Consider the following 13,518-nt stretch of genomic DNA (forward strand, 5'->3'; position numbering starts at 1 on the left):
CGGAAAAGGGAAGTTTATAGGGCGGGATCCGAGTGAGATCATCCGAGAGACTGGCATAAGTAAAACTGACTCAAGTAATTTTTTCGAAAGAGCCTCTCTCATTGCTTTTACTGGCACCACAGAAGTGGAAGATTATCATGCTAGAGTAGGATCGCTGTTTGAATCCGGAAAGGTTGAAGAAGCATATAAATTATTGGATGAGGGTTTCCAAAAAGTCAGAACGGGTAAAATGGTTAATACAGGGGAAGTTGTTTTTCATAATAATAAGGAGGACACTACCACTTGGGAACAATATAAATCCTATTCTTCCCAAGGTCATGAAATTGCTTCCCATTCCGTCACCCATCCGCGACTTGCTGTTTTGGATGAAGTGAACATGTTGTATGAATTAGAACAAAGCAAAGCTGATCTTTTAAAGTTTATTGGCGAAGAATCCATTTTCTCAGCAGAGGGCCCTTATGGCACAGAAAACGAACGGGTGATGGAATATGCTTACGAAATCTATCCAGCCCTACGAAATCGAATGCCCGAAACTTGGTTGGAAGAAATAAATCGTGGGAGTAATGGTGAACCAGGACAATCTCAAAAAGAATATGTGCAATGGCAGCGGGGTATTCTAACACGTCATTCTTTCGAAGATATGAAAGCGTGGATCGACACCACAATGAATCATAACAACATTTGGTTGGTTTTAGTAATTCATGGAGTGGAAAATCTGGGTTGGGAACCTAAGACAAAAGAGGAGTTAGAGAAATATTTCTCCTTTATGAAATCTACCGAAAACGAACTCTGGATTGAAACTTTCCGAGATGTCACGAAATACATCAGAGCTCGCCAAAATACCCAAGTTTCGAGTAAGCTAGAAAACAATAAGATTCAAGTTTCTTTGGCTTCAGACTTAGATCCATCCGTTTATTCTGTACCTCTAACCATTAAAACTTACATTCCCGATGGTTGGGAAAAAGCAAAAATTGAGGCCAAGGAAAACCTTGACATTATGGAAGATGAATCGGGTAAATATGTTTTGTTCCCGATGTCATTAGGTGATCCCATCACAATTATTTCTGAGTAAATTAATCTCAATTGTTTAGAACAAAGAAAGTAGTAGAATGACATTTTTTTGGATAACCCTTAGATTCTCAATTATTTTTCTTTTTGATATTTCTTCCGTTTCAGAGTCATTTGCTCAAAAAAAATTAGAGGGAAAATACTGGCTTAAAAGTTCTAAAATTATTGATGTTTACTCCCAGTACGAATTTTCAAAAGATGGGACATTTACTTTAGAAACCGGTGGAGATTTAGGGCCTGAGTTTTACGGACATGGGAAATATACACTCTCAAAAGATAGTTTGATTCTGAATTTTTCTTCTAGTCAAGACTCCATAAAGAGTTCTATTTTAATAAAAAAAGAGGAGAGCGCATTAATAAATGATTCAGTCGAATTCAAGTTTAAGTTCTATGATTTAGAGAATGAAATGGATCTTCCTGCAACAATTTTTAAATTCTTCGAAGACAAATCAAAAAATAAGTATTTCCAATCTAATGTTAATGGAGTATGTAACATCTTTCTTCCAAAAGGGAAAGAAATTCAAACTTATACGATTTCCCTGTTGGGCTATGAATCTTTTGAATTAGAACTGGAAAATGATTCCTCAAAAACTATAACCATTGGATTAGCGGATACTATTGGAAAACAAACTCTTGGGAAAGTGTGGGAATTTGAAATAGAAAAAGCGAATAAAAAAATAATTTTCCTGAAAGGAGGAGATCAACTCATAAAAATCTGAATGACAAAAAGGATCTGTATCGATCACTTGAGTTTGATGAATTAAAAACCATTCATTCTCAGTAAATTACATTTCGCAAAAGAATTCTAAAAACAAAGACTTATTTTAAATAAATTAGACTTAATACGAGAACACAAATAATAACTACATAAAACATGAAAGAATTAAAGAAAGAAGATATTAAACAAGAGGTATTCGATCTGTATGATGCCTATGCTCATAATAAGTTGGACAGAAGAACTTTTGTAGAGAAACTATCCGCTTATGCAGTAGGCGGCATAACAGTAGCATCTCTTATGAGTGCCATGATGCCAAATTATGTGGACACAAAAACTATTCTTCCCGATGATGATCGATTGGAGTCTGATTACATCATGTACGATTCCCCAAAAGGAGGAGGTAAAATAAAAGGTTTATTATCCACTCCGGCTGGAATGAGCGGGAAAGTTCCTGGCATTGTGGTAGTTCATGAAAACAGAGGATTAAATCCTTATATAGAAGATGTGGGTAGAAGATGTGCTGTTGCAGGATTTATTTCTTTAGCACCAGATGCGCTAACCCCATTGGGAGGATATCCTGGAAATGATGACGAAGGTCGAACCATGCAGTCTAAAAGAGATCGAAATGAAATGCTGGAAGATTTTATTGCTGCTTACGAGACTTTAAAAAAACACCCAAACTGCACGGGTGAAGTGGGAGTTGTAGGGTTCTGTTTTGGAGGTTGGATCTCAAATATGATGGCAGTAAGAATTCCTGATTTAGGGGCGGCCGTTCCATTTTATGGTGGACAACCCTCGGCCGAAGAAGCAGCTAAAATCAAAGCTCCGTTAATGCTACAATACGCAGGTTTGGACGAACGTGTCAATGCAGGTTGGCCAGCTTATGAAGAGGTATTAAAAGCCAACAATGTTGAATATCAGGCCTTTGTTTATCCGGATGTCAATCATGGTTTTCATAATAATACCACACCTCGATATGATGAGGCTGCCGCCACGCTGGCCTGGGAAAGAACTATAGACTTTTTCAATAAACATTTGAAAGGCTAATTTTTTAAAAGCATAAAAAAAGGAGACCATGATTGGTTTCCTTTTTTTAGTTTAAAAAGCCATGCTTAAGAAGATTAAGAAAGTAATGATACCCAAGCCTAGACCAATAATAAAAACATTATAGGCATGCCTGAGAAGACTATATTTTTTGTTTAAAACTTTCGCCTGATAAAATAAAGCGATTGACATTTGTTCCTGAATTTCTTTTTTTGAAGGCAAAATTCGATTAACCTCAAAAAGATATTCATCCATTGACAGCTTCTCACTGGACCCAAAAAACATGATGCTTGATTTTGAGGGAGTATCATCCCCTCTTTTATTCCCCATAATTTTGGGTTTCGCTGATTGAACTGCCAAAATAGTGGAGATAAAACAAGCGGTAATTAGCAATAAAACCGGAGCCAATGTGATTGGATTTTGTATCTCAACTTGATGAGAGATTGTTCCATAGCCCATAATCGCCACCAAGGAAGAAATCACCAAAGCATTGATACTGATAATAATGTTGGCTTTGTTATCTGCAATTTGTAATAAGTTGCAATTATTTTTAAACGTCACTCTAAAAAAAGTCTGATGTTCTCTATCTGGTTTTTCTTTTTTTAATCGTATTTGTTCTTCCATAGTTCTATTAAAGTGAGAATGGAATTTACACAATAATTTTTCAAGATATTCAGCCCTAACTTTTTTTGATGCAACTATTAGAAATTTAGATCATTTAAAAAATTAAAAGCCCTTGCTCTCTCAAAATCTCCCAAACTTCAGATTCAAGTAATTCTTCGAAATCACCGATTTCATCCTCATAATTTTCCCTGATAGGTTTCAAAGTCTGAAGTTCCCTCGTATAGGATACTTTTTCTAGAAAATGAGCAATCCAAGTGCCTAGTTCAAATGGAAGATCCATGGCAAAATCTTCCTTTTTCCCGGAGAAAATCAATTCACAATATCCATCTTCTTTAAAAGGCACTAATTCTGGTAGAGATCTAAGCCATAATATTCGATGTTGATTTTTATAGTCAGAGACTGCTTCATTATGAATTGCCTTAGAAATAAAATTCTTAGAAACTGTAGTTTTTGGCATTTTCTCATCGAACCAATCTTGTAGGGGTATCTCAAATCCAACTCCATGCATGTAGTTAAATAAAGATTTTCTTAATCCCTGACTAAATTTTGAATGATCTGCACCAACCGGATCTTCAAAATCTAATTCATTGTTTGCGAAATCCCCCTCCTCTACCCCTACTCTTTGTACATTGAAAGCCTTTGGATCAATTCCTACAGGACTATGAGCAGTCATCGCAAATCGATGCCAAAAGGCAGACTGTAAGACCCCAGTTTGAAATAATTGCCTCACCATCTCCATGGAGTCGACAGTCTCTTGCACTGTCTGAGTTGGAAATCCATACATCAAATAGGCATGTACCATAATTCCAGATTGAGTAAAATGATTACAAACTTGTGCTACTTGAGAAACTGTAACTCCTTTTTTGATCAAGGCAAGCAACCGATCAGAAGCAACCTCCAAACCACCAGACACTGCAATACAACCTGAGGCCCGTAGGAGTCTACATAAGTCCGCTGAAAAACTACTTTCGAATCGGATATTCGTCCACCAGACCACTGTAAGCTCTCTTCTTAAAATTTCAATTGCTAAATCCCTCATAAGGGCAGGCGGTGCAGCTTCATCAACAAAGTGAAATCCATTTTCACCTGTTTGGTCCATGATTTCTTGGATGCGATCACAAAGAATTGAAGCAGTGATAGGCTCATATCTACCTATATAATCTAAAGAAATATCGCAAAAAGTGCATTTTCCCCAATAGCAGCCATGTGCTAAAGTCAACTTATTCCATCTTCCATCGCTCCATAACCGATGCATAGGGTTTGCTACTTCAATTACAGATAAATAATCTTTTAAATTCAAGTCACTATAGTCAGGAGTTCCAACATCCCTTTGGGAAACATCTTTGATAGATGAATTATTTAAAAATTTAACCTTCCCATTTTCTCGAATAAATGTCCTTTTTAACTCATTTAATGGTCTATTACCAGCTAAATATTCCAAAAGCAAACGAACAGGAGCCTCTCCATCATCCAAAACAATAAAATCTACAAAATCAAAGACTCTTGGATCTTTTAATGATCTTAATTCTGTATTTGCGTACCCACCTCCCATCCAAACTTTGATCTCTGGGTAATTTTCTTTGACAAATTGCCCACATTTCAATGCCCCATAAAGATTTCCAGGGAAAGGAACCGAAAAAGCAACAGAATCTGGTTGAGTTTCATTTAGCTTATTTTCAAGCAAATCGAGCATGAGTTGATCTATCAAACCGGTTTCTCCACTCAAAGCGTGATTCATCTCATCAAACTTATTTGCTGACATTCCCAATCGCTCCGCATACCGACTGAAACCGAAATTCGGATCAACTGCTTCGGTAATTAAATCTCCTATGTCTTCCAAATAGAGCGTTGCAAAATACCTGGCTTTATCTCGAACTCCCAAAGTTCCAAATGCCCATTCAAGATCGTCCAGCTGCTCAAACCTACTTGCCTCTGGGAGGTAACCCCCCTCTGAAATATGATAAGCTAATGTTGGGTTTTTATCCTGCAAAAATGAAATTACCGGATCTATTGTTTGAAGGTAATTTGATTTCAGCCGAAAGATTCTCGCAGAATTTTCAGATAGTTCTGTATCCAAATCACTTACTAATTCAAAAACTCGGGTCAAACCATCTTTAGAAAACAACTTAAGGATCACTTCAATCCCAAGATCCATTTGATAGGAAGAAATGTCCAAGGTATTTAAGTATCCCTTGAGATACGCAGTAGCTGGGTAGGGTGTATTCAGTTGGGTAAAAGGTGGGGTGATAAAAAGAACTTTTGAAGTCACAAGAATTTGATTTATTGTCAATCAAAGTTCGTAAAGAATCCTTGATTCTGTTTATGTCTTTTAAATTAAAAGGAATCAAGGCAAATAGTCACCGTGAATAACCATCCAAAATTTGGTAGATTTACCTATTAAGAAATTATAAATATGAGAGATAATAAATTTAATATTGCTGTTTTGATTGATGGTGATAACGCACAAGCCAAACTTTTAAAAGAAATTCTAGAAGAAGTCTCCAAATACGGAAAAGCCACTATTCGAAGAATCTATGGAGATTGGACCACTCCACAAATGAATAGTTGGAAGGAATTAATCAATCAGCATTCTTTTAACCCCATTCAAAAATTTTCCTATACCACAGGTAAAAACTCAACGGACAGTTCAATGATCATTGACGCGATGGACATTCTGCATAGCGACAGTGTTGATGGCTTTTGTATCGTTTCCAGCGATTCTGACTATACTGGACTTGCTAAACGAATCCGGGAAGAGGGGCTTTTCGTTATGGGTATAGGAAGAAGAATCACCCCAAAAGCTTTTGTTCAATCTTGCGAAATTTTTACTTTTTCTGAAAACCTTGGTCATAAGGAAGAAACTGAAAAGCAAGAATCGACCAAAACCGAAAAATATCAACCTAAGTCAAACCGGAAGGATGCTGTAAAACCTGAGGAAGCTAAAAGTGAAGATATTCTAAAAGAGTCTCCCACATTAGACTTGGATTTAATTGATAGAGCTTTTGAAATATCTTCTGATGAAGAGGAAGAAATACATATTGCGAAAATCGGGGCATCACTCCGTAAAATTGACCCCTCTTTTGATCCTCGTTCTTATGGATTTAGGAATCTTACAGAACTTTTTAAAAGTCTAAAAAAATATCAAGTCATTAAAAATGAAGTCAATGGACTAAATTATCCTTTGGTTAAATTGAGGTAAATGGAAGTTGAGTTTAGAAATAAAATCGAGCAGTTTTTGATGAAATCCGAACATAAATGGAATACATCTTCTGCTATGATCAAAAAGATGAACTTAACCCAGTTTTCCCCAATTGAATTAGATGAACTTTTGGTTGGAGAATACAAAAGTTCAGAAAAAAGTAAATTCAGATTTTCAACTCTCCCGTCTAAGAAGAGCCTTGACGTTCTTTGGGGACATACAGATCGGGTTAAACAGCGAGATGTTTTAGATATATACAAACGGAATGAACAGATCCTCATCGATGAATTAGATCGACTAGCCCAGAAAAATCTATTTCTATCACATAGCTTCAAAGATGCCGACCATGTTATTAATCTGGCAAAAAAATTAAGTAAGTTCAATTTAAATGCATGGATCGCAGAAACGGAAATTTTAAAATACCAGCATATCAACCAGAAGGTAAAGCAAGCAATAGAAAAATTACCTTTTTTTGGGGTGTACATTTCTGAAAATTTGATTTCTTCAATTTGGTCCGCCAAAGAGATTGAATTTGCGCTAAATAATAAAAAGTTAATTTTTGGATTTTTAGACAGCAAACTTGATTTAAACCTCGATAAGATAACATCAGGCAATAAAGTCAGCCAAGAAATTTTCCACAGGTTTTTTGATAATCATCATCAAGTATTCTTCCTCAATTACCCTGATTCTGAAATAGACAAAAACTCAGATATAGATCAATTGATCTCTTGGGCAGAATTTGAGGAGATTATAGGTAAATAAAAAAGGCCGATTTGGCCTTTTTTATTTTTAGTTTAAAAGAATATTTTTTGGCTTTAGATTATCCGCCTGCAAAAATGTATGCGCATCCATGTTCCTGAGCTCTTCCCAAAGCCCAAACCCCAGAGGGCACAACTTGGATCCCTGGAAGAACACCGCTCATCATATCTTTGGTAACCTCTTCAGCATTCAAATTCATTTTAGAAGCGATTGCACCGCTATTGACTTGGATCGCCAAACCACAAACACAAAACATTGCTCCTCTTTCCTGAAGGCCTTTTATACCTTGGATTTGAGGCATCGGGAAATCTCCAGGTTTAGGATCATAATAGGGATTTCTTAATGACGGCTCTCCAGATATGGGGTCCATAACACCTAAGGCCTCACCTAACTTATACTTAGCCCAAAGCCTATCCTCCAAAGCAAATCCAATCCCACTATGACGAAGAACAGTCATAGCAGTAATATCCGAGTCAGGGCTATCCGTTTGATTATTTGTTAAATAAAATACCCAATTCCATATAATGGCAAAGCCATCATGTGGCGTGGATCCATCATAAACAACCCGGTGAGATCCTTTGATCTTTTTAAACCATTCATCAGCCTCATGCATAGAAATTTCATTTTCGTCTAATGAATTCCCTAATGCTGGACTCACTAAACTTGATAATCCTCCAACGGCGGAACCAAGTGCGATTTTTTCAAGAAAATTTCTTCGAGAATTACTATTTTGATCTTTCATAGAAAAATAAATTGAGTTATAAGATTATATTATCACTTATTCGAGGTAGTTAAAAAATAACCTTATCAATTTAGCTTTTTTATTTATAAAATCCAATTAAAATACTGAAAATGAATAAATTAAACAATAAGGTCTTCTCTAACTATTAAGGAAAGATCACTTTTATCAAAGAGATTTTTTAGTTAAAAGATCCTATTTAAAAAATCCAATTAGAAACGTTTAACTTTCTTACTAAAATACCATTTTATTAGTTTTCAAACCTTTATTAAGCAGCATTCACAAATGAAATCAAAGGATAAATACTCGAATTAAAACAAGACCTCACTTAAACAGTTTAAAGTCTAAAGTGCATACATGAAAAATATTGCTTCTATAATCTTATTGGTTTTAACTTCTTTCCTAGGCTTATCTTGCCAAGCACAATCCAGCAAATCAAATTCCGATGATATTTACAAGTACAAGGATCCAAGTTGGGATGGGACAGGTAAAGTTTATCTGGGGAGAGAAATTTCTCATGTTATGGGTTTTGCAGGGAAAGAATGGCTCGAAAGAGCAGAAAGAGAGCGAGAAGAAGGAATAGCATTAGCTTTAGAAAACCTTCCTATTGATTCTAAAAGTGTTGTTGCTGACATTGGTGCTGGATCTGGCTATTACACCTTTAGGATTTCACCATTGGTTCCTGAAGGGAAAGTTTACGCTGTAGATATTCAAGATGATGCTGTAACCTATATAAAACAGCAGAGTGAGAAGCTGGGAGTTGAAAATGTTATTCCTATTAAAGGGACAGAGACAACTCCTAATCTACCAAAAGGAGTGATTGACTTAGTAATTATGGTTGATGTCTACCATGAACTGTCTTACCCTCAAGAAATGCTTAGCGCTATATATGAATCTCTAAAACCTGACGGTAAAATATTGCTACTTGAGTATAAGGGTGAGGATCCTACTATCAATATCAAACCACTTCATAAAATGACCGAAAGGCAGGCCAAAAAAGAGTTAAAAGCCAATGGATTTGAATTAGTAGAAAATGGCAATTTCCTTCCTATTCAACATTATTTGATTTTTGAAAAGAGAGACTAATCTCAATTCTATGCCATAAATGAGATTCAAAAATCAAACTGATGAAAAATAATTAATTTTTTTTTCAATACTCATTACCACTTTCAGCTCAAAATGTCGCCTATAGAATTGTAACCAAAATTCTATACGCCATGAAATCATTATTTCAACAAAAATTAAGAGCATTTTTCTTTATCTCTTTTTTATCTATTATTCTATTCTCCTGTGACTTGGGAGGAAAAGAAGAACCTATCAAAATCTCACCTGACGCCGAAAGCATCTCGACCTACCTCAAGGGATTAAATTTCAATTCAGATGAACTTCTAAATGTTCAGCCGATTTCCGGATCTATTTTTCGGGAAAATATCGGAAGTCCAACATCCAATACGACTCCCGGTAATGGTACCTACACAGAATGTAAAACTCAAAAGGTAAATCTTAGAAGCAACTTTGAGGAGATTGCGATTCTCCAGCCTACGAATGGGGTAATTTACCCAGGAGCTTTGGTAGTGGCTGACGAAGCAACTTTAGGAGGAATACCAACTCCTGTGACGATCGATAGGGCTCCATTGAATCTGAGATTAGATCTTCCTGGAATAGGAGAAAACGGAAATATCGAAGTAGAAAATGCAAGCAACACTAGCGTGCAATCCAATGTGGACGAAGCCTTAGAATGGTGGAATGCAAATGCAAAACCTGATGGGTACACTATCGCATCAAACTCTTCCTATTCTGCAGCCACTTCCTATACCGCAAAGCAATTGAGTATAGATGTGGGCCTCAATGTGGAATGGGCTAAAGGTGATGCTAGGGCCCAGTTTAACTATACTTCAAATGAAAGTCAAAGAGTTGCTATGATGGTATTTAAGCAGCGTTTTTACACCATCTCTATGGATGCTCCTGGCTCCCCAGGTGATGTTTTTGGTCCGAATGCTACCATTGGTGATGTCGAATCCAGATTTGGATCAAATGGCCCTCCTGCATACGTTCATTCTGTTTCCTATGGAAGAATAATCATGTTCAGAATGGTCACAACTGAATCAGCAACTGACGGAGAACTATCGGGAGCACTTAATTATGCAGCAGGTGTAACAAATGTAAGCGGCACGACCGAGATAAAGTACAAAAAAATTCTGGAGAAATCTTCTATTACAGTGGTGACAATGGGTGGTAATGCAGAAGCTGCTTCCTCAGCCGTAACCGCTCGAAGCTTTGCTGATCTAGAACCTATTTTACAGGGAGAAAATGCTGTTTATAGTAGAAATAATCCTGGTGTTCCAATTGCATATAGTTTAAAATATTTAAAAGATAACACCAGTGCCAAACTTGGCTATACAACAGACTACAATGTCAAAACTTGTGTAGATGGAGTTTACCCGGCAAGAGACGTCAGCTTGAATAACAAAAACGGATTCTTAGGGGTAGATATGAGATTTATAATCACTTATAAGAAGATCTCTAGCGGGATTGTTTACAATCATACAATATCAAGTGGGGACATAAAGACCAATACAAAAAAGATTAAATCTATTCCTGCCGGAGCCTATGATATAAGAATCACAATTGAGTTCCAAGATGGATTTAAATGGAAGTTTTTAGCAGATTATACCTACTCTAGACCGACAGCAGCTTGTTTCCAATCGGAACAATCTTTTGCAAAGATTACTGTCAAAAAAATTGGTTGTTAGAACAATCGAATCCAGCTATTCTCTTGAAGCTAATAACTCTTGATAAAAGTTGGCTTTTTCCAAATCGTTAATCCCCTTGTATGCTGAAATTAACGATTTACATACTGAGGAAATCGCCACCTCATTCACATCTGATTGAGCTTGATATGATTCAAAAGCCAACTTCAAAAATTCTATGGCGGTAGAATAATCCCCAATTGCCAATAAGCATTCACCAAGTGCTTGTTGGCTTTGGGTTATTTGGTGGTAGCCCTCGGGGTAAGCACTTTCCCTAATTTCCAATGCGTTTTGAAAATATGAGTTTGCTAATTGGTAATCATTTTCCTCCATCGCTATTTCACCTAGTCTATTCATTGGAGCTGCAATTCTTGGATCATCTTCTGGCAAAATCTTTTGATAATTTTCCAGGGATAATTTAAAATTCGTTTTTGCTTTATCCCGTTCACCGATTCCCAAATAGGCTGTTCCAAGACTTCCTGTCAAAGCCCAGAAATAATAATGTTCTTTACCCACCAATGAATCAGTAATCAATAAAGTTCTATTGTATATAGGGATTGCTTGATCTGGCATTCCCATTCTCACAAGAGTCCTTGCGTAATTCGCCATGCTAGCCATAGTCTCTACATGAAATTCTCCAAGAATAGCTCTTCTTTGCTCTAAAGATTCTTCAATATATCCCAAAGCGACAGAGTCCATCTGCATAGATTGATATAAACTTCCCAAATGATTATAGGTATAGGCAATTTCTAAATGTGGCTCATCAAAAAGCTCTTTTTTCAACGCTAATGACTCCATTAAATATTTTTCTGCCTTACCATAATCCCCACTTTCACGTGCATTTGCTCCAATCATATGAAGCACAAAAGCCTCGTCTATATTATCCCCCTCATTTAATTCCTTATAAATTCCATATGATGCCAGATAGGCAGAATCAGCACGCTCAAATTCACCTAAATCATATAAAACATTCCCCAATCCTGTCAATGCGGAAGCCATAAATTCTCCTCCATGAATTCCTGCATTTTTTAATCTTGCGATAGCTTTATTGGAAAAAATCAAGGAGGAATCGTATTTGCTCAGCAAATAATACATTGCCGAAATTTGAGTTTCATTGTCAGACAAAACTTCCTCTGAAACACCTTCTAGACCTTGATTTAGTTGATAAGCTTTGAAAATCAAACCCCTTCCTTTATCATAAACTCCCAGATTAAAATAAATCACAGCAAGTCTGGAGGCAATTGAAGCGAATAACTCAGGTTGATCTCCAAGATTCCTTTCCAAATTGTCTTTACCCTCATTTAAAAGCTGGACGGCAGTTATGGTATCAGCTCCTCCAATATTAGGATCAGCCGCCATAAAAACGTCAGACAATAAATCGGTTATCTGATTCGCTTTTTTTGCTTCCAATTGAGCGATATTCCGTTCTTCACTTAGCCTTTGAGTATAATAAATCCCGCTAAAAGTCATCAATAAAAAAGTGATTAAAATGGTTGCAGCTAAACTGGCATTTCTTCTCAAATATTTTGAAAAAGAATAAGTCCAACTTTTCGGATGACTTGAAACTGGATATCCATTAAGGAAAAATCTTAAATCTCTTTGAAGCTCATCAATCGAACCATACCTATTTTCTGGATTTAGCTCCAAAGCTTTTGAACAGATGTATTTTAAGTCAATAATAAATGGAATTTTACTTTTTAGATCACGTGAACTAAAAGAGAAATCACCAGTTAATTTCGCTTTTCTCAAAGCGGAAAGATCCTCAAAATATTGTTGGAATGGGTGCCTACCAACTGAGAGTTCAAAGAGGATCAATCCCAAAGAGTAAATATCTGATTGAGTCCCAGCATCCTTTTTTTCAATCTGTTCGGGAGATGCATAGGCAAGTGTAAAACTACCCGCCCCATCTTCTGAATCTTCTAGAATTTTGGAAACACCAAAATCCAGAAGCTTTACCTGTCCATCTTTATTGACAATGATATTTTGGGGTTTTAAATCCAAATGCACTATTAAATTCTGATGCGCATATTGTACGGCAGCACATACCTGCAAAAACAATTTCAGACGACCTTCGAGATCTAAATTGGTATCCTTGCAGTAATCCAGTAGATTATTACCTGACACATACTCCATGGTAAAAAAAAGTCTTCCAGAATCGGTAAACCCCCCGTCATAGAGTCGGGCAATATTGGCATGATTCAATCTTGCAAGAATCTGTCTTTCCCTTTTGAAAAAATCCTTCATAGTGGAATCAAAGACCAAGGATCTCAAAATCTTAATTGCTACCGTTTGATCAAATTGTCCGTCGATGCGCTTTGCTTGAAAGACTGTACCCATTGCGCCCGTACCAATAATGGACTCCAGCTGAAAAGCACCAACTTGTATTCCTAGCAAATCCGACTCATCTTCTATTTTTTCCAAAAGCTGATGTGGTGAAGCTTCAAAAATACGGTGACTATATTGGTCAGATTCAACAAGATCTTTCAAAAGGTTATAAAGATCCAAATCCTCTCGTGCAACTGTATCTAAAATCGTCTGTTTTTCCTCTGGATTCGCCTCGACTATTTGATGAAAAAGCATTTCAACCTTTTCCCAATTCCCTTTGATCATTTTATAA

General features: G+C 36.5%; 11 protein-coding genes. 7 read left to right on the plus strand and 4 right to left on the minus strand.

What is annotated here, in order from left to right; genetic code table 11:
• The 3 genes from AAGF08_RS13375 to AAGF08_RS13385 form a co-directional block, all read left to right on the plus strand.
• Positions 1–1,072, plus strand: a 1,072-nt coding sequence (locus tag AAGF08_RS13375; protein ID WP_343511728.1) for a polysaccharide deacetylase family protein, incomplete at its 5' end; no start/stop codon positions are given.
• A gap of 37 nt (positions 1,073–1,109) precedes the next feature.
• Complete coding sequence (locus tag AAGF08_RS13380) at positions 1,110–1,787, plus strand: hypothetical protein (protein WP_343511729.1); 678 nt, start codon at positions 1,110–1,112, stop codon at positions 1,785–1,787.
• Positions 1,788–1,942: 155 nt separating this feature from the next.
• Positions 1,943–2,833, plus strand: coding sequence for a dienelactone hydrolase family protein (locus AAGF08_RS13385; protein ID WP_343511730.1), 891 nt, complete (start codon positions 1,943–1,945; stop codon positions 2,831–2,833).
• A gap of 51 nt (positions 2,834–2,884) precedes the next feature.
• Here the strand turns inward: AAGF08_RS13385 and AAGF08_RS13390 are convergent, their stop codons facing one another.
• Both AAGF08_RS13390 and AAGF08_RS13395 read right to left on the minus strand, forming a co-directional pair.
• The gene (locus tag AAGF08_RS13390; protein WP_343511731.1) at positions 2,885–3,454 is read right to left on the minus strand and encodes a Pycsar system effector family protein; all 570 of its coding nucleotides are present in this window, start codon (positions 3,452–3,454) and stop codon (positions 2,885–2,887) included.
• Between the two features lie 94 nt (positions 3,455–3,548).
• Entirely contained in the window at positions 3,549–5,723 is a 2,175-nt protein-coding gene (locus AAGF08_RS13395; protein ID WP_343511732.1) for a radical SAM protein, read from the minus strand.
• A gap of 144 nt (positions 5,724–5,867) precedes the next feature.
• On the opposite strand from AAGF08_RS13395, the gene AAGF08_RS13400 reads away from it, so the two are divergent.
• Entirely contained in the window at positions 5,868–6,653 is a 786-nt protein-coding gene (locus AAGF08_RS13400; protein WP_343511733.1) for an NYN domain-containing protein, read from the plus strand.
• The gene (locus tag AAGF08_RS13405; protein WP_343511734.1) at positions 6,654–7,415 is read left to right on the plus strand and encodes a toll/interleukin-1 receptor domain-containing protein; all 762 of its coding nucleotides are present in this window, start codon (positions 6,654–6,656) and stop codon (positions 7,413–7,415) included. It abuts the gene before it with no gap.
• A 58-nt stretch (positions 7,416–7,473) separates the two neighbouring features.
• On the opposite strand, the gene AAGF08_RS13410 is transcribed toward AAGF08_RS13405, so the two are convergent.
• On the minus strand, positions 7,474–8,154 hold the full coding sequence (locus AAGF08_RS13410) for a twin-arginine translocation signal domain-containing protein (protein WP_343511735.1): 681 nt from the start codon (positions 8,152–8,154) through the stop codon (positions 7,474–7,476).
• Positions 8,155–8,508: 354 nt separating this feature from the next.
• On the opposite strand from AAGF08_RS13410, the gene AAGF08_RS13415 reads away from it, so the two are divergent.
• Both AAGF08_RS13415 and AAGF08_RS13420 read left to right on the plus strand, forming a co-directional pair.
• Entirely contained in the window at positions 8,509–9,237 is a 729-nt protein-coding gene (locus tag AAGF08_RS13415) for a class I SAM-dependent methyltransferase (protein WP_343511736.1), read from the plus strand.
• Between the two features lie 131 nt (positions 9,238–9,368).
• Positions 9,369–10,904: a thiol-activated cytolysin family protein gene (locus AAGF08_RS13420; protein WP_343511737.1), complete on the plus strand. Its 1,536-nt coding sequence runs from the start codon at positions 9,369–9,371 to the stop codon at positions 10,902–10,904.
• Between the two features lie 15 nt (positions 10,905–10,919).
• Here the strand turns inward: AAGF08_RS13420 and AAGF08_RS13425 are convergent, their stop codons facing one another.
• Positions 10,920–13,511: a serine/threonine-protein kinase gene (locus AAGF08_RS13425; RefSeq protein ID WP_343511738.1), complete on the minus strand. Its 2,592-nt coding sequence runs from the start codon at positions 13,509–13,511 to the stop codon at positions 10,920–10,922.
• Positions 13,512–13,518: the final 7 nt, after the last annotated feature.

This window comes from Algoriphagus sp. SE2, assembly GCF_039563885.1.
Lineage (GTDB): Bacteria > Bacteroidota > Bacteroidia > Cytophagales > Cyclobacteriaceae > Algoriphagus.